The 21,747-nt window shown below is 58.6% G+C and carries 24 protein-coding genes; 14 read left to right on the top strand and 10 right to left on the bottom strand.

Annotation, left to right across the window (positions count from 1 at the left end; all coding sequences use genetic code 11):
* The first annotated feature begins 148 nt into the window (after positions 1–148).
* The gene (locus tag B30_RS09630; protein WP_009571859.1) at positions 149–1,765 is read left to right on the top strand and encodes a helicase HerA-like domain-containing protein; all 1,617 of its coding nucleotides are present in this window, start codon (positions 149–151) and stop codon (positions 1,763–1,765) included.
* Positions 1,766–1,941: 176 nt separating this feature from the next.
* On the opposite strand, the gene rlmJ is transcribed toward B30_RS09630, so the two are convergent.
* The gene (rlmJ, locus tag B30_RS09635; protein WP_009571860.1) at positions 1,942–2,733 is read right to left on the bottom strand and encodes a 23S rRNA (adenine(2030)-N(6))-methyltransferase RlmJ; all 792 of its coding nucleotides are present in this window, start codon (positions 2,731–2,733) and stop codon (positions 1,942–1,944) included.
* The gene (locus B30_RS09640; RefSeq protein WP_040402113.1) at positions 2,734–4,092 is read right to left on the bottom strand and encodes an HlyC/CorC family transporter; all 1,359 of its coding nucleotides are present in this window, start codon (positions 4,090–4,092) and stop codon (positions 2,734–2,736) included. It abuts the gene before it with no gap.
* 334 nt (positions 4,093–4,426) lie between these two features.
* Between B30_RS09640 and B30_RS09645 the strand changes: the two genes are divergently transcribed.
* Together B30_RS09645 and B30_RS22160 are read left to right on the top strand one after the other, a co-directional pair.
* Entirely contained in the window at positions 4,427–4,612 is a 186-nt protein-coding gene (locus B30_RS09645) for a hypothetical protein (RefSeq protein WP_009571862.1), read from the top strand.
* A gap of 141 nt (positions 4,613–4,753) precedes the next feature.
* A complete protein-coding gene (locus tag B30_RS22160) occupies positions 4,754–4,894 on the top strand; it encodes a hypothetical protein (protein ID WP_009571863.1) in 141 nt (46 codons plus the stop codon).
* Positions 4,895–4,934: 40 nt separating this feature from the next.
* On the opposite strand, the gene B30_RS09650 is transcribed toward B30_RS22160, so the two are convergent.
* The 3 genes from B30_RS09650 to B30_RS22370 are packed head-to-tail and all read right to left on the bottom strand — an operon-like array spanning position 4,935 to position 7,619.
* Positions 4,935–5,876, bottom strand: coding sequence for a site-specific tyrosine recombinase XerD (locus B30_RS09650; protein WP_009571864.1), 942 nt, complete (start codon positions 5,874–5,876; stop codon positions 4,935–4,937).
* Positions 5,873–7,468, bottom strand: coding sequence for a hypothetical protein (locus B30_RS09655; protein ID WP_009571865.1), 1,596 nt, complete (start codon positions 7,466–7,468; stop codon positions 5,873–5,875). Before B30_RS09655 ends, B30_RS09650 begins: the two co-directional genes overlap by 4 nt.
* A gap of 13 nt (positions 7,469–7,481) precedes the next feature.
* On the bottom strand, positions 7,482–7,619 hold the full coding sequence (locus B30_RS22370) for a hypothetical protein (protein WP_085952027.1): 138 nt from the start codon (positions 7,617–7,619) through the stop codon (positions 7,482–7,484).
* Positions 7,620–7,887: 268 nt separating this feature from the next.
* Here B30_RS22370 and B30_RS09660 point away from each other — a divergent pair, with 268 nt between their 5' ends.
* Positions 7,888–8,475, top strand: coding sequence for a shikimate kinase (locus B30_RS09660; RefSeq protein ID WP_269771045.1), 588 nt, complete (start codon positions 7,888–7,890; stop codon positions 8,473–8,475).
* Positions 8,472–9,605: a 3-dehydroquinate synthase gene (gene aroB, locus B30_RS09665; protein ID WP_009571867.1), complete on the top strand. Its 1,134-nt coding sequence runs from the start codon at positions 8,472–8,474 to the stop codon at positions 9,603–9,605. The genes B30_RS09660 and aroB overlap by 4 nt, the downstream gene beginning before the upstream one ends.
* Before the next feature lie 44 nt (positions 9,606–9,649).
* Here aroB and B30_RS09670 read toward each other — a convergent pair whose 3' ends face one another.
* Positions 9,650–10,474: a universal stress protein gene (locus B30_RS09670; protein ID WP_009571868.1), complete on the bottom strand. Its 825-nt coding sequence runs from the start codon at positions 10,472–10,474 to the stop codon at positions 9,650–9,652.
* Positions 10,475–10,857: 383 nt separating this feature from the next.
* Here B30_RS09670 and B30_RS09675 point away from each other — a divergent pair, with 383 nt between their 5' ends.
* Positions 10,858–11,865, top strand: a complete 1,008-nt coding sequence (locus B30_RS09675) for a GGDEF domain-containing protein (RefSeq protein ID WP_009571869.1) — start codon at positions 10,858–10,860, stop codon at positions 11,863–11,865.
* Positions 11,866–11,893: 28 nt separating this feature from the next.
* On the opposite strand, the gene B30_RS09680 is transcribed toward B30_RS09675, so the two are convergent.
* Together B30_RS09680 and ssb are read right to left on the bottom strand one after the other, a co-directional pair.
* Complete coding sequence (locus B30_RS09680; RefSeq protein WP_009571870.1) at positions 11,894–12,106, bottom strand: hypothetical protein; 213 nt, start codon at positions 12,104–12,106, stop codon at positions 11,894–11,896.
* 61 nt (positions 12,107–12,167) lie between these two features.
* The gene (ssb, locus tag B30_RS09685; RefSeq protein WP_009571871.1) at positions 12,168–12,695 is read right to left on the bottom strand and encodes a single-stranded DNA-binding protein; all 528 of its coding nucleotides are present in this window, start codon (positions 12,693–12,695) and stop codon (positions 12,168–12,170) included.
* 171 nt (positions 12,696–12,866) lie between these two features.
* Between ssb and B30_RS09690 the strand changes: the two genes are divergently transcribed.
* Positions 12,867–13,478, top strand: a complete 612-nt coding sequence (locus B30_RS09690) for a lytic transglycosylase domain-containing protein (RefSeq protein WP_009571872.1) — start codon at positions 12,867–12,869, stop codon at positions 13,476–13,478.
* 97 nt (positions 13,479–13,575) lie between these two features.
* Here B30_RS09690 and B30_RS09695 read toward each other — a convergent pair whose 3' ends face one another.
* Complete coding sequence (locus B30_RS09695) at positions 13,576–14,517, bottom strand: AraC family transcriptional regulator (protein ID WP_009571873.1); 942 nt, start codon at positions 14,515–14,517, stop codon at positions 13,576–13,578.
* Between the two features lie 120 nt (positions 14,518–14,637).
* Complete coding sequence (gene miaA, locus B30_RS09700) at positions 14,638–15,525, bottom strand: tRNA (adenosine(37)-N6)-dimethylallyltransferase MiaA (RefSeq protein WP_040402219.1); 888 nt, start codon at positions 15,523–15,525, stop codon at positions 14,638–14,640.
* Between the two features lie 146 nt (positions 15,526–15,671).
* On the opposite strand from miaA, the gene pyrH reads away from it, so the two are divergent.
* From pyrH to B30_RS22650, 7 genes are all read left to right on the top strand, one after another.
* Complete coding sequence (gene pyrH, locus B30_RS09705) at positions 15,672–16,409, top strand: UMP kinase (RefSeq protein ID WP_009571875.1); 738 nt, start codon at positions 15,672–15,674, stop codon at positions 16,407–16,409.
* 169 nt (positions 16,410–16,578) lie between these two features.
* Positions 16,579–17,142, top strand: a complete 564-nt coding sequence (frr, locus tag B30_RS09710; protein ID WP_009571876.1) for a ribosome recycling factor — start codon at positions 16,579–16,581, stop codon at positions 17,140–17,142.
* Positions 17,143–17,333: 191 nt separating this feature from the next.
* On the top strand, positions 17,334–18,125 hold the full coding sequence (locus B30_RS09715) for an isoprenyl transferase (RefSeq protein WP_100220084.1): 792 nt from the start codon (positions 17,334–17,336) through the stop codon (positions 18,123–18,125).
* Positions 18,122–18,853 (top strand): phosphatidate cytidylyltransferase, encoded by a 732-nt coding sequence (locus B30_RS09720; RefSeq protein WP_009571878.1) that lies wholly within the window; start codon positions 18,122–18,124, stop codon positions 18,851–18,853. The genes B30_RS09715 and B30_RS09720 overlap by 4 nt, the downstream gene beginning before the upstream one ends.
* Positions 18,854–18,856: 3 nt before the next feature.
* Positions 18,857–20,023 (top strand): 1-deoxy-D-xylulose-5-phosphate reductoisomerase, encoded by a 1,167-nt coding sequence (dxr, locus tag B30_RS09725; RefSeq protein WP_009571879.1) that lies wholly within the window; start codon positions 18,857–18,859, stop codon positions 20,021–20,023.
* Positions 20,024–20,071: 48 nt separating this feature from the next.
* Positions 20,072–21,409 (top strand): RIP metalloprotease RseP, encoded by a 1,338-nt coding sequence (gene rseP, locus B30_RS09730; RefSeq protein ID WP_009571880.1) that lies wholly within the window; start codon positions 20,072–20,074, stop codon positions 21,407–21,409.
* A gap of 173 nt (positions 21,410–21,582) precedes the next feature.
* The gene (locus B30_RS22650) at positions 21,583–21,714 is read left to right on the top strand and encodes a hypothetical protein (protein WP_269771042.1); all 132 of its coding nucleotides are present in this window, start codon (positions 21,583–21,585) and stop codon (positions 21,712–21,714) included.
* The last annotated feature ends 33 nt before the right edge of the window (positions 21,715–21,747 follow it).

The raw sequence follows: 21,747 nt of genomic DNA on the forward strand, positions 1-21,747 counted from the left end.
TGAAAACTCTGCGTGACAGATAAAGGGGGGGCCACTCAACGAGACCCTGATTTGGGTTTTTACTGTGCCGCTTTATCATACGGCTTTGAAACGTCAGGTGTTTCTCCTAAACCTTGGGAGAAACACGCATCTAAGGGGAACATTGGGTATGAGCGAAGGTATTGTGGACCGCATTTTCACCGGCGGCGGCGGCGAGGCCTATGGCGAGGCGCAGGATTTGCTGTTGAAATACGGCAACCGCCACGGGTTGATTGCGGGGGCCACGGGGACGGGCAAAACCGTCACGCTGCAAATCCTCGCCGAAGGCTTTTCCAACGCGGGCGTGCCGGTGTTTCTCTCGGATGTCAAAGGCGATTTGTCCGGGCTGGCCAAATCCGGCAGCGCCGAGGGCAAATTGCACGGGGCCTTCACATCGCGCGCCGAGACCATCGGGCTTGATCTGGTCTATGATCGGTTCCCGGTCACGTTTTGGGATTTGTTCGGCGAACAGGGCCACCCGATCCGCACTACGGTGGCGGAAATGGGGCCGTTGTTACTGTCGCGCCTGTTGGGACTGTCCGAGGCGCAAGAGGGCGTGATCAACGTCGCTTTCCGCGTCTCGGATGAACAGGGCCTGCCGCTTTTGGACCTCAAAGACCTTCAGGCGTTGTTGGTCTGGTGCGGCGAACATGCCGACGAACTGACCCTGCGCTACGGCAATATTTCCAAATCCTCGATCGGTGCGATTCAACGCGATCTGTTGGTGTTGGAAAACCAAGGCGGGGCGAACCTGTTTGGCGAACCGGCACTGGAACTGTCCGACATGATGCGCACCGATGTGGATGGGCGTGGGCGGATCAATATCTTGGCCGCCGACACCTTGATGTCCGCGCCGGGGCTTTATGCCACGTTCCTGTTGTGGCTGTTGTCCGAGCTGTTCGAGGAGCTGCCGGAGATCGGCAACCCGGACAAGCCGAAATTGGTGTTCTTTTTCGACGAGGCGCATCTGTTGTTTGACGATGCGCCGAAAGCACTGGTCGATAAGGTCGAACAGGTCGCGCGCCTCATTCGCTCCAAAGGTGTCGGCGTTTATTTCGTCACCCAAAACCCCGATGACATCCCCGAAGACATCCTCGGCCAATTGGGCAACCGCGTCCAACACGCCCTGCGCGCCTTTACCGCGCGCGATCAAAAGGCCTTGGTGCGGGCGGCGGAAACCTATCGCCCCAATCCGCGCTTTGACATCGAGGAAGCGATCAAACAGGTCGGCACCGGTGAGGCGGTGACCTCGTTCTTGCAGGCCAAAGGCGTGCCGGGGATTTCCGAGCGCACGCTGATCCGCCCGCCCAGTTCGCAGCTTGGGCCGATCACGGTGGCTGAGCGCACAGAGGTCATCACCACCTCGCCGATTGCCGGCAAATACGAGACGATTCTGGACCGCGAAAGCGCCTATGAAATCCTGTTGAAACGCGCCAATGCGGCGACAGAGGAAGCCGAGGCGGCAGAGCGCGCCGAAGAGGAAGCCGAGCGCAAATTGGAGGCCGAGAAGGCCGCTCAAAAAGCGCAAAAAGCCGAAGAGACCCAACGCGCCAAATTGGAGCGCGAATTTGCCAAAGCCCGACGCTATGACGGCAAGAACTATGAGCGCAGCACATCCTCGCGCCGCGCCTCAAAGTCCAACAGCATTGGCGAGACGGTGACGAAAATGGTGATTCAGGAACTCAAAGGCACCACCGGCAAACGCATCGTGCGTGGTATTTTGGGCGGTATTTTCAAAGCGCGCTGAGGTGAAATATCAAGCACGGATTTGGGCACAATGACGATTGGGCGGGAAGGGGTCCACCCCTCCCGCCAAACCTGTCTCATGATGCAGATCAGGAAACCTATGCCTTTGTAGGTTAGGCCGCGAGGATGACGTCGACGACCTTGAGGCGGGCCACAGGCTTACGCCCGATCCTGGGCTCACAGCGCGTTGAACAACCGTGTCAGTCGCGCCGCTTCATCGTTGAGGCCAAAGGGCGCGTTGATCACGAACAGGCCAGAGCCGATCATGCCATGGTTCTTTTGCGCCGGGCGAAAGCGGACTTCGTGATGCAGGCAGCCGGGAAAATTGGCGTAGAGCATGCCATTGACCAGCGGCATATGCTGCCCGGTTTTCAACACCGGATACCACAACGCAATGACACCGACGTTCCATTTGCGGTGCAGCTTGTAGATCGCGCTCGGCAGGGTCTCGAATTCGGTTTTGATCTCGTAGGACGGGTCAATCAACATCAGGCCCCGTTTGGGATCGGGCGGGCAGATGGATTGGGCAAATTGCATCCCGTCGATCTGTTTGACGTTGAGCACGGATTGGCCGGGGCTGGCTTTGGTGTTCTCATCGAGAGCGGCAAATTCGGCCGGGTGCAATTCGGCCAGATGGATTGCATCGCTGGCACGCAACAAAGCCTGCGCAATCGCCGGAGAGCCGGGGTAGGTGGTGGCGCCATGAGCCTCGGCGATGATCTTGCGCGCACGGGCATAGGGGTGATCCGGTTTGAACCAACTCCCAACCTTTTCGATGCCTTGCGCCGCCTCTTTGGTCTTTTGCGACTGCGCGCTGGTCAGATCATAAAGACCGCGACCTGCGTGGGTTTCGATGTAAGAGATCGGTTTGTCCTTGCGCGTCATATAGTCGAGCATAACGGCAAGGAGCGCATGTTTTTGAACATCCGCGAGATTTCCGGCGTGAAAGCCGTGTTGATAAGAGAGCATTCAGCTGTCTCCCAAAGGGCGGATTTTAAGTTTGGTGATGCGATTGTCTTTGCGACTGGCGACCTCGAAACGGTAACCATGAAAGGAAAACACCTGACCCGGATTGGGGATCATCTGCGCCTCATGGATCACCAGACCGGCGATGGTGTTGGCCTCTTCATCGGGGAGGTTGCATTCGGTCGAGCGGTTGAAATCGCGGATCGTCATGCCGCCATCCACCACCCAATCGCCAGTGTCTTTCGAGCGCACGGGACTGACCTCCGAGCGGTCAAACTCGTCTGTGATCTCGCCGACGATCTCTTCGAGAATATCCTCAAGCGTGATCAGGCCCTGAAGCGCGCCATATTCATCGACTACGAGGGCAAAATGCGTATGGCGGTGCAAGAACTGCCGCATCTGGTCGTCAAGTGTGGTGGTTTCGGGCACAAAATAGGGCTTCATCGCCACGGCCAACACGTCGAAACCGCTGAAATCCATCAACACAAGCGGCGTGTCACCGTCGAGAGATTGGCTCTCGCGGCCTTGGCGTTCGTGCACTTCGCGTTCGGCATGCATGGCGCGCAACAGGTCTTTGGCATGGATCACGCCGATGATGTTTTCGGGATCATCGCGATAAATCGGCAAACGGGTGTGGGGGCTTTTGAGGCTGCGCGCGAGCACTTCGGCGGGGGGCAAATCGGCGTCGATCATTTCGATTTGTGAGCGATGCAACATGATCTCCTCGACCGTGCGTTCGCCCAAATCAAGCGCGCCCAAAATCCGGTCGCGGTCTTCCTTTTGCACCACACCCTCGACATGGCCCAGCGCAATGGCCCCGGCGATCTCATCTTTGACCGCCAAAACATCGGCCTCCGGGTCGGTCTCAACCCCAAACATCCGCAACATGCCGCGCACCAAAAGCCGCACGAAACCGACCACCGGGGCAAAGATCGTCACGATCAATGCAATCGGGGCGGCGACGCGGGCGGCGGCAGATTCCGGGTTGGTGATGGCATAGGTTTTCGGCAGCACCTCGGCAAAGATCAGCACCAAAAGCGTCATGATCAAGGTCGCCAAAGCCACGCCGTTTTGGCCAAACACTTTGGTGAACAAAGCGGTGGCCAAAGAGGTGGCCAGGATGTTCACAAGGTTGTTGCCCAGCAACACAGAGCCGATCAGACGTTCGCTGTCCTCGGTCACTTTCAAAGCGCGCTCGGCGCCTTTTTCTCCCTTATCGGCCTGGCTGCGCAATTTGCCGCGCGACGCGGCGGTCAGCGCAGTTTCGGAGCCGGAGAAAAACGCCGACATCACCAAAAGCGCCGCAATCGCGGCGGCGGTGATCCAAAAGGCGGCATCAAGAAGCGGGGTGGGGTCGGTCATATCGGTCATGTGATGGTTATGGGGAGCGTCCGGGGGCCGCGCAAGGGGGCGGAGGAGGAATTTGGCGTAGTTTATGCGATTGGACAGTCACCGCGCATCTTTGTCAAACGACACGCTCGCTATTGCGCGCCGATAGGCGTATGGTTGGCGCAATAAGGCCTGACATGGGCCTGTTTTGGCGCGCCTCACCTGTGCGCTTTTCCGTCCCGTTTGCTTGTTTTGTGCCGTGTGCGTCCCTTGTCATCGACAGCGAAGCACCGCTTTTCTCTTTTTCAAGACCTCTTCCTCTCCCTGTTTCTATCCTACTTCCTTTCCCCAATAGGACATCTGTCACATGAGTACGTTGAAATCTGAGCCCGAAACGCCCAAACGCGCAGCGAAAGCTGTTCCCGCGCCCACAGCATCGCCAGAAAAACAGGCACAAACGCCGGTGCGCCATTCGATTTTCGATGAATCTTATGCTCCGGTCGGCGCGGAGCTGCGCAAGGCCTGGACACGGTTCAATCCGAAGCGAAAATAAGATCACGCAAAATAGGTTTCTCAAAAAAAATCTGATCGGCCAAAGATTTACGATGAAGACTTGAGAAAATGGGTCCAAATCGCCTGTTCCAATTGACATGGCTACCGTCTTGGTGCCGTTGCCCCGTTTAGGACATTGATCATGCGTATCCAGTTGGGCTCCCGGTTCGATTTGTTTCTCACCCAACCCACCCCGATGATCGCGCTGTTGAACGTGCATTATTCGCGCTCAAGCGACATGAAATATCCCGATCATATCGTCACCACCCCCGCCGTGTCCTGATCGCCAGAGGCCGACTGAAGCGGATGTGCCACAGGTGCCGTTATTTCCCCGCCAAAGGATGCCTTGTGAGCACCAGATCTTTGAGCCGTTCGTCCAGGACATGGGTGTAAATTTCGGTGGTGGACAGGTCGGCGTGGCCCAAAAGCGTTTGGATCGCGCGCAGATCGGCCCCATGCGCCAAAAGATGGGTGGCAAAGGCATGGCGCAGGGTGTGTGGCGTGACCTTGTCCGGGCTGATCCCGGCCTGAACCGCGATGTCTTTGATCAGGTGATAAAAGCCGATGCGGGTCAAATGGCCGAGTTTGCCGCGCGAGGGAAAGACAAACCCCGAGGGTTTTTTGCCCTTCTCGATCTTGGCAAGGTCTTCGGCCTGATCGCGCGCCACAAGCCAAGCTGTCAGCGCCGTGCGGGCCGGTTCGGACAGGGGCACCATCCGCTCTTTGCCACCTTTGCCACGGATCAACAGCATCCGCGGATCACCGCGCGCCGCTGAGACGGGCAGGGACACCAGTTCGGACACCCGCATCCCGGTGGCATATAAAAGCTCCATCAAACAGATGTTGCGCAGCCGATCTGCGGGGGCGCGACCGATCTCGCGCGAGGCTGCCAAAAGCGCGCCAACCTCGTCTTCAGAGAGGGTTTTCGGCAGACGTTTCGCGCGTCCGGGTCCTTTGATCTGGATCGCCGGATTGTCCGCGCGCCAGCCTTCCTCATAGGCAAATCGGTAGAGTTGCTTGATCGAGGACAGCCGTCGCGCACGGGTCGATTGCGCCAGACCTTCGGCCTCGCAGGAGATCAAATAGGCCTCAATATCGGCGCGCTCGGCCGTTTCAAACGATTGCCCCTGCCCGGACAGCCAGTCAGAAAACCCAATCAAATCGCGACCATAAGAGAGCTGTGTGTTCTCCGCCGCACCCAGTTCCGCCATCTGCGCCTCGGCAAATCCTGAAATCCACCGCGCATCTTTTGGCGCAACACTCATCCTCGCCGCTCCAATAGCATCAGATCCAAAGCCGCGCGCCGGGCGGTGGCCTCAAGACCGACCGCGCGGAAAAACTGGAGCGCATCAGAGAGCTCATCAAGGTCCCCCGCCGCCCCGCCTTCCAACACCTCAATGGCGCGCAAAATGGCCTCGCCCAGCCGCTTTTCACTGACCAAACTGGTCAAACGGACCGGGACTCCCGTGCCACGAAAGCCGGATGCAATGGCACGGGCCATGTCGGTGCTCGGGCGCTGTGTCGGGAGATCGCCCAATGCGATGCCTTTCAAAAATGCCTGATTTCGGGTCAGCGCCGGGGCCCATTTCGTCGCGATCTCTTCATAGTCGGGCGACAAAAGCGCGACCTCAAAAGCGATGTCGGCGGCCTCGCCATTGAGTGGCAAAAGCGCCAAGCGCGCCGCGAACAATTCGGCAAAGACCGGTTGCAGCCCGGACACCCGCATCGCCGACCACGCGGGCGGCAGCGCATGAGACACAGCCCCCGGATCATTGGTGCTTAGTGCGGTTTCAAACCGTTGCAAGGCTTCGATCCGATCCCAAATCCCACCAGAGGCGGCGGGCAGATGTTCGGACCAAATCCCCAGCCAGCGGTTGGGAGACAACGCGCCGACACGGGCCAGCCGTTCGGCGGCGGTGGCGCGGGCTTTCCACCCGGTGGTGGCACGCAGATCGGATTGGGCAAAGGCCAAAGGCAACGACGAGGTTGCCAGCGGCTCACCGATCGCTTCCATCAGACGAAAGGTCAAAGGCGTCGGGTGATCCGGGATCGCCAGGGGCGGCTCGCCCTCAAACAATTCGGGATCAAGAAACCGCGCCAAAAGCGTGCCTTGATCTTTGCGGATGAGGCCCAAAGCCTCACCGGTTTCAAGCGTCAACGCCGCCGCCCCCCAATCGCCGCCGCGTGCCAAACAGAAAATCCGCGCCTGAAGGGTGGGCGAGAGGCCAGGCGTGTGGGTGAGCCGGGCGCAGGCTTCGTCTTCGGTGCCCAGCAGTAGCTTTGTATCAAAAGCCCGTCGGAAAATCGCCGGAGAAGAGAGCCCGGCAAGCTCCATCAACGCGTCGGCCTCGTCCAACAGACCCTGGCTCAGCAGCGCGTCAATGCGCGCCAGAAACAGCCGACCGTCCGCTTGCGATTGCAGCGGCGGGTTCAATTCGGCCAAAACCAGCGTGTTGAGCAAGCGGCGCGAGGCCGGCAAAAGATCGGGACGGGCGGAAATCGTGGTGATCCGTCGCGCCAGATCGGTGGCGGTCGAGGCGCCCCATAGATCGCGCGGCAGTCCGGTCACGGCACTTGGCAAAAGCCCCGCCGCATCGGGGCCGGGGGTGTCAAGCGGGGCAACGCTGACATCCTCGGGCAGGGCATTTTCTGCGATGTCGCTGGGCTGTGGCACGGTTGCCACAGGCGCGCGCGGGGCGTCCAACGTGTCCGAGAGCCAGTCGATGGCGGAGATCGGCTTGTCGGCGGCGGGCACAGTTGGCGTTTGTGCCTGTGCGGCCCCCGCAAGCGCAACCAGCAGGCAAAGACCACATCCAAAAGAGGCACTGGACCGGGCGCTGAGGGAGGAGGGGATCACGGAGAAACCTCCCTCACTTGGCATCAATCGGCACGGGGACCGAATGTTCAACCCGCTCCGGCGAGAGATCGCCGACATAGGCGAATCCGATGAAGCCCAAAATCCCAAGTAAGATGATGACGGCCAAAAGACGAAAAAGGAATTTGCGCACTGCTGTCTGCTCCGTTCAGGGTGGTGGGCGATGACAGGACGATCAGTCCCATTTATATGCCCGAGTTGATATGGCCTGTATTTTTGTTTGCATTTGTCAGGGTTTCGCGGCTGATTACCGACCCAGGCTGGTTTTATCCGTTTTATATATGGTATTTCCGGCAAGATCACGCCATTGAAGGGGCTAAATTTTTGTCGGCAAGATGTTGCCATGAGGATCAGGGGGACGCCATGGTGACGACGCCAAGACGCACAAGAGCCTTCATGCTCTGCCTGACACCACTGTACACGCTCTTGTGGGAGAGACGATGGCAAAAGGGCTAAAAAAAACGGTCGCCTTGGTCGGCATGATGGGGGCGGGCAAAACTGCGGTCGGCAAAGCCATGGCCGCGCGCCTGTCCGTGCCGTTTCTCGATTCGGATGCGGAGATCGAAAAAGCGGCGGCGATGAGCGTGGCGGAAATTTTCAGCCGCGATGGTGAGGCGTTTTTCCGCCAACGCGAGGCGGAAGTGATCGCGCGCCTGCTTGAGACGCAACAGGCGGTTTTGTCGACTGGCGGCGGGGCGTTTTTGGCCGAGGTCAACCGCAATATCATCGCGAAAAATGGCGTGGCAGTTTGGCTCAAGGCCGATTTGAACATTCTGTGGAACCGGGTGCGACATAAATCGACACGGCCTTTGCTGCGTACGGAAAACCCTTACGAGACACTCAAATCCTTGGTCAAAGCGCGCGAGCCGTTTTATGCCAAAGCCGGGATCATCGTGGACGCCGAACCGAATCTGAGCATCGAAGCCATGGCCGACAAAGTGATTGACGCGCTCGCGCGGCATGGTGGAATTTTGAAGGAAGACCAATGATATACGGATCTGTACCCTTTCAAACCGTGCATGTGCCTCTGGGCGATCGCGCCTATGATGTGCGCATCGGGGCGGGGCTTGTGGCGCAGGCGGGCGCGCATATTGCACCGCTGTTGGGCACAAAGAAAAAGGTCTTTGTCATCACGGATGAAACCGTCGCCGGGCTGCATCTGCAAACCCTTGAGGCCGGATTGGCGGCCTCTGGTATCGAGATGGTGTCACTTGCGCTGCCCGCCGGGGAAAGCACCAAAGCCTGGCCACATTTCACCCGCGCGGTCGAATGGCTTTTGGCGAAAAAATGCGAACGCCGCGATATTGTCGTGGCCTTTGGCGGTGGTGTGATTGGCGATTTGGCCGGGTTTGCCGCCTCCGTGCTGCGCCGGGGCGTGCGGTTCGTGCAAATCCCAACCACGCTGTTGGCGCAGGTCGACAGTTCGGTCGGCGGCAAGACCGGGATCAATTCCAGCCACGGCAAAAATCTGATCGGTGCGTTTCATCAACCGTCTCTGGTCTTGGCTGATATTGCGCTTTTGGGCACGCTTACGGCGCGCGATTTTTTGGCGGGCTACGGTGAGGTCCAGAAATACGGGCTTTTGGGCGATGAGACGTTTTTTGACTGGCTTGAAGTCAACGGACCGGATTTGGCGGCGGGCGATATGGTCAAACGCGCCGAGGCGGTGCGGTGGTCGGTGCAGATGAAAGCCGACATCGTGGTGCGCGATGAAACGGAGCAGGGGGATCGGGCCTTGCTCAACCTGGGGCACACGTTTTGTCACGCTTTGGAATCGGCGACCGGATATTCGGATCGGCTGTTGCATGGCGAAGGCGTGGCCATTGGTTGCGCTTTGGCCTTTGAATTGTCGGCGCGTCTGGGGCTGTGTTCGCAAGAAGTGCCCAGCCGGGTGCGCGCGCATCTTAAGGCCATGGGCACCAAATGCGATCTGAGCGACATCGAAGGCGCATTGCCTTCGGCCGAGGCTTTGGTGGACCTGATGGGACAGGATAAAAAGGTCGTGGATGGTCAATTGCGCTTCATCTTGGCGCGCGGCATTGGCGACAGTTTCGTGACCGCAGATGTGCCGCGCGACGCGGTGGTCAAGGTCGTGGCGGACGGGCTGGCCGCACGCTAACGCGGACGAAAATGGCGCGGTGGTCCCGCGCCATTTGCTTTGGATCAGCCGCGCACGACCAAGACATCCATCACGGGATTGCGCAGCTGCTCTTCGGTGAACCCACCCAAAAGCGATGGCGACAGCGGTGTTCTGCCATGTGCCCCCAGCGCGAAAAGATCTGCGTGAGACCTGTCCAGCGCTGCTTGGAACTCGGTGTGAAGACTGCCGACGCTCACCACAGGTTTTTGCATCCCTTCGGGAATCTCAGACCTGTTCCACCAGTCCTCCAATCGGCTGGTGGCATCGTTGACAAACGGGGCAAGCTGTTTCTCGCTCGCATCACGCGCGATCATACCGCGATAGGGCACATGGATGGCATGGAAACTTGTGATCGGGGCGTCAGGCGCAAGGGTGCGCGCGGTCTGCGCCGCGGCCAGGCAGGACGGTGACAGGTCGATCCCACACAGAATCGAAGCGTAAGGCCCGGCGACCGGAGATGTCACAAGCAACGCCGGACGGGTGAGGGCACGCACGATCCGTTCCATCGTCGTACCTGAGAACATGTCCCAGAACGGGCGCGGCTTGTGCACCCCCACCACCACAAGATCGGCGTCGATGACATCGGCTACTTCAATGATGGTTTGAACCGGATCGCCGGTTTCAATCATGACCTCGGCGCTGTCGGGCACATGTTGCGACGCGAGGACCGCAGCAAGCGTCTCTTTTGCTGCATCGCGCATTCTTGTCGCCACAGTGGCGGGAAGGTCCTCGTCAATCACATGGAGCACGATGAGTTTCGCCCCATGTTGTTCTGCCAACTGTGCTGCGCGCTCGATGGCGCGGTCTGAACGGATCGAAAGATCGGTGGTCACCAGAATACGCTTCATTAAATCCTCCTCAAATGTCAGCGAGGGTGGCACTTTTGATGCACCCATCCATTTTTATGTAGGAAGCACCAGTCTGGTTTTTGAGGGCTGTCCGATCCGTTTCGATGGTTTTGTCCGTCTTGTGACTGCGACAAATTCGCTCCCTCCCGCGCCGCTTTGATTGGTCTTTTTGACCAGCCCGCGCGCCATTTGGACAGAGGTCTTGGGCCTCTCTGTGGCAGGAAAAGAGCTCCCCCCTCAACGTATCAGACAAAAAGTGGCGAGGGCTGAAAAGACGCAATTTGACGTATATTTGCGCACAAGCCGGTAAAATTTTTGGTAGTATCAAACCCTACCACAGAGTTTACCTAGCGTAAATGTGAGTGCGCACCAATGGTGGTTAAATGGCGGTTAAATCGGGATTTATCAACGGGTTCAAAGCGCCGGGTGCTCTTGGAGCGCCTTTGATTGCTAAATATATCACGACGATCACATTGTTCATCCTGCCGGTCGCGATTGTGAAATACGCGATCAAAGGCAATTATGGGCTGTCCGCCTATTTTGTGGCTTTGAGCGCGATTATCGCTCTTGATCTTTGGGCCCATATGAAATCCAGATCCCTGCCGATCAACGCGGTCATGGTCTTGAGCGCGGTCTATTTCGGTGACTTGATCTTGGTCGCTGGCCACGGGGTTTCTTCGGCTTTTTGGGCCTTTCCCATCACCATCGCGGGGTTCTTTTTCTGTGCCCATCGGACGGCACTGATGTTGGGGGCTGTGGTTGTGGTGCTGGACGTCGCGGTGTCCTATTGGGCGGCACAGGATTTTTGGTTCTCGTTTCGTCTTGGCATGGCGTTGATCACCACGATCCTGTTCATGCGCTACGCCTTGGTGACCATCGGTCGTCTACAGGCGCAATTAAAAGACACGCTGAATTATGACGCCTTGACCGGATGCCGCAATCGGCGCGCCTTTATGGCCCTGGAGCAAAAAGGCGGGCTTGGTTCGGGCGGGGTGTTGTTGTTTGTCGATATTGATCATTTCAAAGAGATCAATGACCGCTACGGCCATTTTGCGGGCGATGACATATTGCGTTGCGTGGCGGCGCAGATGCGCGACGTTTTACATGACGGCAGCATGTTGTTTCGCATCGGTGGTGAAGAATTTGCCATTGTGTTGCTGAACCTGCCCGAAGACATGGGGATGCGGGTGGCCGAACGCATCCGCCGGGTGATCAGCGATGCCGCGATGCCCGCTCAGGCACGGGTCACGGTGTCAATTGGGGTCGAGCGCTACAGCGCCCATGCCGATTTGGGCGCTGCACTGCGCCGGGCCGACGATCATCTTTACATGGCCAAACAGGCTGGACGCAATCGGGTGATGAACCCGCGCCACATCTCGTCCACGCCGTAACCCAGCCCGCACAGCCCGGATGCTGTTGTTATTTTTTGCGCGCTTTGGTCTTGGGCGGCTCTGGCAACGCGCCATCTCTGGCGGCTTTTTCTTCTTTGGTGAGTTTCGCTCCCCAGACGTTTTTGCTCAACCCGATATCATGCGGCATGGGTTTGGTTTTGCCAACGCTGACCTTGCCGCCCTTGGCCAAGAACTCTTGGATCAGGGCATCATCCGTGGTGGGTTTCGGGACTTTTTTCATCTTTTCAACCTTTGGTCGTGATACGAAAAACCCCGCCACGAGGGCGGGGTTTGAAACGGGATCAGAACGGGATTTCGTCGTCGTCCATCGCCGGACGGCCACCGCCGCCCCCCGAGGACGGGCCTTGGTCATAGCCGCCAGAGGGGCCTTGATCGTAACCGCCGCCTTGATCGTAGCCACCAGAGCCACCGCCGTAACCACCGCCTTGGCCACCACCACCTTGACCGCCACCTTCGCCTCGGCCATCGAGCATGGTCAACACGCCGTCAAAGCCCTGAAGCACGATTTCGGTGGTGTATCTGTCTTGACCGGACTGGTCCTGCCATTTGCGGGTCTGGAGTTTGCCCTCGATGTAGACTTTCGAGCCCTTGCGCAAATACTGCTCGGCAATGCGCACGAGGCCCTCTTGGAAAATTGCAACGGAATGCCATTCGGTGCGCTCTTTGCGTTCGCCCGTGGTACGGTCTTTCCAAGTTTCAGAGGTAGCGATGCGCAGGTTGCACACTTTGCCGCCATTTTGGAATGTCCGCACTTCGGGGTCGCGTCCAAGGTTGCCTATGAGGATGACTTTGTTCACCGAACCGGCCATGCGATCTACTCCCAGAGATGTTTTACAGAATCTTACGTTAGAGGCACCTTACACCAAACCCGGGCGCGCAAGGAAAGGGCCAAAATCCGCCTGCGGCACCGAGGCGCTTGGAAAGGCGGGGCTTTGTGCCTATATTGCGCGCGAGTGATCACAAGAATTGGAACGAGCGTGATGGGTGTGACGGGGTGTGGTCGCGGTGCGGCTCTTCGGGTTGGCCTCTTTGGGGTCCTTTGCGCGACGGGTTTTGTCGGCGCAGCAGGGGCCGAAGACATATTTTCGACCAAAAACCGTTTGGCGATTTTCAGTTCGCAACTGGACGTTTTGGATGGCCGTGCGGCGGATCAATATTCCAATTCCGTGACCCTTCAGCCGGAACGGTTTGGCGGCGCCACTGTCGGCCTGCCGTTTATGGGAACCTATAAGGGCGAATGGTTGCCCGTGGCGACAAATGCCGCGCGCAAACATGGGGTGCCGACCGATTTGTTCCTGCGTCTCGTGCAACAGGAAAGTGGCTGGAACCCGCGCGCCAAAAGCCCGGTGGGCGCAACCGGATTGGCGCAATTGATGCCGGAAACGGCGCGTCGGTTGGGAGTCAATATCAACGATCCGGCGCAAAACCTCGAAGGTGGCGCGCGTTACCTGCGTCAGATGTACAACCGATTTGGCAATTGGCGCCTTGCCCTTGCAGCCTATAATGCGGGGCCTGAGGCGGTGACCAAATACAACGGCGTGCCGCCCTATAAAGAAACGATGAATTACGTTCGGGTGATTTGGGGGTCCTGACGCCTCTTTAATAAATGCTCTGGGGGAGCGTTTATACCTTTGGGACTGGCGTGGCCTCAAGACAATGATCCCCAAAACCACGCCAGTGACGTGTTGATCAACTGTTTTGACGAAAATCGCGCGGCGTGTGCCCGGTGTGTTTGTGAAACGCCCGGCTGAAATAGGCCGCCGAATGAAACCCTAATTTCTCCGCAATCGTTTTGATCGGCAGGTCGGTTTCGGCCAACATCCGGCGCGCTTCGAAATGCACCCGATCGGCTAAAATCGCAGAGGCAGACCGACCACAGGCGATGTTGCACGCCCGCGACAGATGGCCGGGTGTGACACCCAGTTCAGCGGCAAAATGTGTCACCGTGCGGCCGTCATAGAGTTCATTTTCAACCAGGGATGTATAGGCAGCCGCCAATCGGCGCGAGGCGTCAGGCGTGAGGTTATATTCGGGCATGATGCTCATTTGCCGTTCCAGCCAGACGGAAATCATTCCGGCCTGAAGCGCCATGGCGCGTTCGCGGCCCGGCTGAGATTGATCAATCTCGCGCTGAAGAGTCTCGATCATCCCGGTGATCTCATTTTGTTGGATCACCTCACGAAACCGCATGTGCAGCGGCTCTTGCGGCAGTGCCAAAGCGGGGTCCTCGGGCAGATGCACGGCATGGCCCATCACCTGTCCGATCGGTTCAAACCCATACATGGTGCGGGTGGGCAAAAAGATCAGATTGTGCGGTCCAAAGCCACGGGTCACGCCCGAAACGGTAATCCGCCCCTGACCGCGTGTGAACCACAACAGCGTCGGGCTGCGATGGCTGCGCATGGCTTCGGTGCGCCATTTTGCACTGGCCGACAACGAGGCGCTGCCCCGGCCCAACGGGTGAACCCGGTAGGCGGGCGGGGCGGGTATTTCGGGGATTCTGGCCACAGATGCCTTGCGTGGACGGGATACGGAGACCGGTTCCGTTGGTTCGCGCGTGGAGGTCGCGGAGGCGGTCATTTCACCCAGCGGAAGGGTTTTGAAGATTTTGCGTGTCTCAGAAACGGCCATGGTGATCCGACGTGTTCGATTTGTATAACTTTTGCCACACTAAGCGTCACATCTCCGCTGTCAAAGGAAATATGAAGGCATTTCAATGACATGTGTGTCTGGATGTTATCCTAGGGCTGGTTACGGTAGCGATATCTTGTGGAATGCCCCCATGCGCGCCCTAAACCAAGTGCGTTGACGCTTGGCATATTGCCGGGTCGCGATGGTTGCGGCCTGTTTTGCCGCTGCAAGTGTCACCTCGCCGCGCAGATATGCGATCAATTCCGGCGCGCCGATGGCCTTGGATGACGGGGCGGCGGGGTCCCATGTGGCCAAATTGGCCCGTGCTTCGTCCAAAGCCCCCTGATCGAGCATCAATGCGAATCGCCGTGCGATCCGTTCCGCCAGCCAATCGCGATCCGCGTCCAAGACGAGGGGGCAACAGGCGGAGAGCGGCAACAGCGGTGGTGGTGTGTCGGCCTGCCAATCGGCCAGACCTCGCCCGGTGGCGCGCAACACCTCCCACGCCCGCTGTACCCGCATCGGGTTCAGCCGGTCTATTTTAGCGGCTGTGCGCGGATCTTCGGCGTCCAGTTCGGTCAAAAGCCCGGTATGTCCTCCCTCATTTGCGCGCCGTTGATCGGCCTCGGCGCGCAGCTCCGGCGGTGTGGCGGGAATTTCGACCAAGCCTTCAGTCAGTGCTGAAAAATAAAGCCCTGTGCCGCCAACGATGATGGGCCGCGCCTGACCGTGCAGATAGGGGGTGACATCGCGCAGCCAATGACCGACCGAATAGGCGCTGTCTCCGGGCACATGGCCATAGAGCGCATGCGGGGCCAGTGCAGTGTCTTCCGGCCCCGGCCTTGCGGTTAAAACCCGCCAGTTGTCAAACACTTGCAGCGCATCGGCATTGACGATCACGCCGCCTTGGGTGGTCGCAATCTCAAGGGCGAGCGCGGATTTCCCGGCGGCGGTCGGACCGGCGATGAGCACCGGCTGATCCGGCGATATGTCAAAGGGCAGGGTCATGAGGTTTCGGGTGACATTCTGTGCGCGGCTTGTCCAGAGGGGGAGCGGGAAAAATATCTCAGATGCTGCATTGAACCTTTGCCGATTTTGGCTCATTTTGGCACCGATTTCAGACATGATCACAGACATAACGCCGGGGACATCAGATGAGCAACGCGGAACAGGGTCATCCTGCCACGAAATACAAACGTGTGCTGTTGAAAATTTCAGGCGAGGCGCTGATGGGCACGCAGGGCTTTGGTCTGCACCCGCCGACGGTCGAACGGATCGCCAACGAAGTGAAAACGGTGCATGATCTGGGTGTCGAGATTTGCATGGTCATCGGCGGCGGCAACATCTTTCGCGGGCTACAAGGCTCGGCGCAGGGGATGGAACGCACCACGGCCGATTACATGGGCATGCTCGCCACTGTGATGAACGCGCTTGGGATGCAGGCCGCCCTTGAGGGCCTCGGCATCAACACGCGGGTGATTTCAGCCATCACCATGAACGAAGTCGCAGAGCCCTACATTCGCCGCCGCGCCGTGCGCCACCTTGAGAAAGGCCGGATTTGCATTTTCGCCGCCGGCACCGGCAACCCCTATTTCACCACCGACACGGCGGCGACGCTGCGGGCCAATGAAATGAGCTGCGAGGCGATTTTCATGGGCAAGAACGGCGTCGATGGCGTTTATGACAAAGACCCCAAAACCAACCCGGATGCGAAACGCTATGATCACGTCAGCTATGACGAGGTGCTGCGCAAGAACCTTAAGGTCATGGACGCCTCCGCGATTGCCTTGGCGCGCGACAATGACCTGCCGCTGATCGTGTTCCCGCTGGATGCGCCGGGGGGCTTTCGCTCGATTTTGGCGGGCGAGGGGATTTACACCACCGTCAGCTGATGTGCACTGACACGCAGGTCGATCAGGCGCGGCCAACCGCAGGTTTCGCCCCGCTGATGACATTTGCGTGCGGCGAGACCTATACAGCCGTCAAGTGATCCGGCTATAAGCGCTGCGACCCGCCCCGTCTCTTGGGGTGGAAGATGCGAGAAATAAGGGGAAACACCCAATGTCCGAAGATTTTATGCTCGATACAGACGATCTGTCCAAACGTATGGATGGCGCTTTGGCCAATCTGCGTACGGAATTTGCCTCCCTGCGCACAGGCCGTGCCTCTGGCTCGATGTTGGAACCGATCATGGTGGATGCCTACGGCTCGATGACCCCGATCAACCAAGTGGGCACAGTTAACGTGCCCGAACCCCGGATGGTGACGATCAACGTCTGGGACAAAGGTCTGGTCAACAAGGTTGAAAAAGCCATTCGCGAAAGCGGCCTTGGCATCAACCCACAACTGAATGGCACGATCATCATGTTGCCGATCCCCGAGTTGAACGAAGAGCGCCGCCGCGAATTGACCAAAGTGGCGGGCGGGTATGCCGAACACGCCCGCGTCGCTGTGCGCAACGTGCGCCGCGATGGCATGGAGCAAATCAAACGCGCCAAAGGCGACGGCATGTCAGAGGATGACCAGAAGATTTGGGAATCCGAAGTTCAGGATCTCACCAACGCTCATATCAAACGCATCGACGAAATGCTTGAGCACAAGCAAGAAGAGATCATGCAGGTCTAAGGCGCCTTTTCTATGGCGTCTTTTTCCAAGACGTCCTTGCGCGCGCGGTGGCATCAATCTTTCGGCAAAACCCCGCCACTGCGCTCAAAAATGCGCTGAATTCAATGAGAAGCGCTCCCCTCGGGGGCGCTTTGAGTGTAGAGACGAGACTGTGGTCGTATTGAGGACCACAGTTCAGACAGAGAGGCATGATGCCCAAAATAAGGCCAGACCAGACGCCGGAAGGCACAGCCGAGAGCACAGAGACCTGTGCCTCTGGCGCTCAATCTGAGCCGAATGCAGAACGCGCCACCCATGTGGCCGTGATTATGGATGGCAATGGCCGTTGGGCGCAATCGCGCGGCAAACCGCGTCTTTTTGGTCATCATGCGGGGGCCAAACGGGTCAAAGAGATCGTGCGCGCCTGTCCCGATCTGGGGGTCAAATACCTGACCATCTTTGCCTTCTCGACCGAGAACTGGAAACGCACCCAAACCGAGGTTTCGGGTCTGATGTCGCTGTTTCGCCGCTATATTCAGAGCGAACTCAAAGGCTTGGTCGCCGAAGGCGTGCGGGTGCGCTTTATTGGCGATCGGCCAAGGTTGGACAACAAACTGATTGCGCTGATGGACGAGCTTGAATCGGTGACCTGCGAGAACAGCAAGGTGCATCTGACCATTGCGATCAATTATGGCGGTCGCGACGAGGTGTCCCGCGCGATCAAAGAGATGGCGCGCGATGTCAAAACCGGCGTGTTGGACCCGGAAACGGTCGATGAAACCACGTTGACGCGCTACCTCGACACGCGGGTCTTGCCCGACCCCGATCTGGTGATCCGCACCTCGGGCGAGGCGCGCATTTCCAACTTTCTTTTGTGGCAATCGGCCTATTCGGAATATGAGTTCATCGACACGCTCTGGCCGGATTTCACCGCAGAGGTCTTTGCCGATTGCATGGCGCGGTTTGCCCATCGGGATCGCCGCTTTGGCGGGGTCAAATCGTGACGGATCGCCCAACTAAGCCAAAATCCCCATCAAAATCTGGCCCCCGCTTTCTGACCAAAGGCAACTGGCGCGATTTACGACCGCGGATTTTGTCGGCGATTGTGATGGTCGCGCTCGGTTTGGGCGCGGTGCTGTCCGGGCATGGGGCGTTTCGTGCACTGGTGATATTGGCGGGAGTGATCGGGGCGTGGGAACTGGTGCGCATGGCGCGCCACAAAGGCGGGCAGGGTGGCTTTGCCCCCGGCGATGTCGCAGCGCTTGTCGGCTATTTCGTCATACTGGTCTTTGGCTGTCTGGGTCTGTTGCAACTGTCCTCCCAAGGCGGGCGCACTCTGTTGCTTTACATCATCGGCTTGGTGATCGTTGCCGACAGTATGGGCTATTTGGTTGGCAAAACCTTGGGCGGGCCAAAATTCTGGCCCCGCATCAGTCCGAAAAAAACGTGGTCCGGTATTTTGGGCGGCTGGATTGGTGTGGCCATTTTGGCAGCCTATGCGCATCAATTCATGCCCGAAGGTTTCGTGCGCTATTGGTTTTTCATCACCTCCTCGGTGATCCTGGCCTTCGCCTCACAGCTTGGCGATATTTTGGAGAGCGGGTTGAAGCGCCGGATGGGGATCAAGGACAGCTCCAATATCATCCCCGGCCATGGCGGGGTTTTGGACCGGTTTGACGCGCTTTTGGCGCTCGGCGCACTGGCTTTTTTGCTCAACCTGCTGTTTGGATAGGTCATGCGACGTATTTCCATTTTCGGCGCGACCGGCTCCATTGGCCAGTCCACGATTGACCTGATCCGACGTGACCGCGAGGCCTATGACGTGGTCGCGCTGACCGGCGGGCGCAATGTCGATCTTTTGGCGCATGACGCGCGAGCGCTTGGAGCCGAAGTCGCGGTGACCGCCTATGACGATTGTCTTCCGGCGCTGCGCGAGGCGCTGTCTGGCACTGGCATTCAGGCCACGGCGGGCGCACATGCGCTGCTTGAAGCGGCGGAGCGCGAGGTCGATTGGACCATGTCGGCAATTGTCGGTGCTGCGGGGTTGGCTCCCGGCCTTCATGCGCTGCGCCACGGCACGACCTTGGCGCTGGCGAACAAAGAAAGTCTTGTGACAGCCGGGCCTTTGTTGATGCGCTCGGCGCACAGCCACGGCGCGCGGATTTTGCCGGTGGATTCCGAACATTCGGCGGTGTTTCAGGCGCTGGTGGGCGAGGATCAATCCGAGGTCGAGCGGGTGATCATCACCGCCTCGGGCGGGCCGTTTCGCGACTGGTCTCTGGAGCGTCTGAAAACCGCGCGCTTGGCCGAGGCCTGCACACATCCGTCTTGGGATATGGGGCAGAGGATCACGATTGATTCCGCCTCGATGTTTAACAAGGCGCTGGAACTGATTGAAACGCGGGAATATTTCGGCTTTGCGCCGGAACAGATCGAGGTGTTGGTGCATCCCGGCTCCTACGTGCATGCGCTGGTCGGGTTTCGCGACGGGGCGCTGATGGCGCATCTGGGCGCACCCGATATGCGCCACGCCATAGGCTATGCGCTGCATTGGCCAGAGCGGCGCGATTTGCCGGTGGCGCGGTTGGATCTGGCCAAAATCGGCACGCTACAGTTCGAAGCGCCCGATGAGGTCCGGTTCCCGGCGCTCAGATTGGCGCGTGAGGTGATGGCGATTGGCGGCTTGGCCGGGGCCGTGTTCAACGCCGCAAAAGAGGCGGCTTTGGACCTTTTTATCGCCGAAAAAATTGGATTTTTGGACATGGCGCGGATCGTGGAAACGGTCCTCAAAGACATGTCATCGGGTGTGAGCCTGCGGGTCAACGCCTTGAGCTTGGATAATGTGCTGGAAGCGGATAAAGAGGCGAGAGCCCGCGCGTTCTCGGTGCAAAAAACACTCTAAGGCGGAAACCGCCACAGAAATTTAAAGAGATCAGAGGATCGACAGCCCATGGATTTCACCACGCTTCTGATGAGCTTTGGCAACACCGCCTATACGGTCATCGTGTTTATCATTGCCTTGTCGATCATCGTCACCGTGCATGAATACGGCCATTACATCGTCGGGCGCTGGTCCGGGATCAAGGCGGATGTGTTCTCGCTGGGCTTTGGCAAAGTGATCTGGTCGCGCAAGGACAAACGCGGCACGGTGTGGCAACTCGCTGCGCTGCCTTTTGGGGGCTATGTGAAATTCGCCGGCGACGCCAATGCCGCCTCCGCTCCCGACGCCCATGCGGTCGAGGGCCTGAGCCCGGATGAGGCCCGCCACACCATGCCGGGGGCACCGCTATGGGCGCGCACACTGACGGTCGCGGCGGGGCCGGTGTTCAACTTTATCTTTTCGGCGCTGGTGTTTGTCGCTGTGCTGTTCACCATGGGCAAATCCGGCGATGTGTTGATCGTTGATGAGATTTCCAAAATGCCGATCGAGGTGGGCATCGAACCGGGTGATGAAATCGTGGCGATTGCCGGGACCCCGGTGCCCGAAGGTCTTGAAGGCTATAGCGATTTTATCGCCAGCCTGCCGCATGAGATGAGTTTGCCCTATACCGTGCTGCGCGATGGCGTTGAACAAACGGTCGAAGCGCCGCATCCGTTTCCGGCGCGGATCGACGAGTTTAGCATGAAATCCGCCGCCAAAGACGCGGGGCTGGAAACCGGCGATATGATCACCGCGATTGACGGGGTGGAGGTTGCGACCTTTGGCGATCTTTTGGCCTATTTCAGCAATTTCAAAGGCGGCGAAGCAACCCTGACCGTGCTGCGTGATGGTCAAACCTTTGAAGCCAAAATGACGCCGCGCCAACGCGATCTGCCGCTGCCCGAAGGCGGATTTGAGACCCGCTACATGATTGGCATCGCGGGCGGCACCTATTTCACCATCGGCTCGGTGCCTGTGTCCTTTGGCGAGGCGATCAGCGCCGGGGTGGGCCAAGTGTGGGCGGTGATTTCGTTGTCCTTGTCGGCGATTTACAACATGTCGATCGGCGCGATTTCGGCCTGTAACCTGTCAGGCCCCGTGGGGATCGCACAGGTCGTGTCCTCGGCGGCTTCCGTGAGTGTGTCCTCGTTCTTTTTGACCATTGCGACCCTGTCGACGGCCATCGGCCTGATGAACCTGTTCCCGATCCCGGTGCTCGATGGCGGGCATCTGGTATTTTACGCCTATGAGGCGGTGCGCGGCAAACCTTTGCCGGATCGGGCCGTGGGCGTGATGATGACCGTGGGTCTTGTGGTGATCCTGAGCTTTATGGTGCTTGGGCTGTCTGCGGATCTGTTCTGTGTGTGATCAAAACAGACGGTCTCTGCGCGATTGAGGAGCTGTTTTTTCAAGGTGATTGAGAAAACGGCCCAACTCTTGCCATATTCGAAATGTATCCCTCTGTCAGAGCGCCGATGCGACGCGTGAAATACCTGAAAAGGCCCAGGATTTGGGCCTGTGACAGAGAGGATGGGACTGAGATGACCGCAATTCGTGCAAGCTATCGCAGCCTTTCGCAATTGGCCGATCTCAATTGGGATCGTCTTTTGTACGCGGCAACGATCACCGTGGCGCTGGTCGCCGGAGCGTTTTTTGGCCAGTTTTTCCTCTGAACGGGAGCTGAACATGTGGGGGATGTCCCCCGA

Origin of the sequence: Celeribacter baekdonensis B30 (genome assembly GCF_000299875.1) — a bacterium.
GTDB classification, from domain to species: domain Bacteria; phylum Pseudomonadota; class Alphaproteobacteria; order Rhodobacterales; family Rhodobacteraceae; genus Celeribacter; species Celeribacter baekdonensis_A.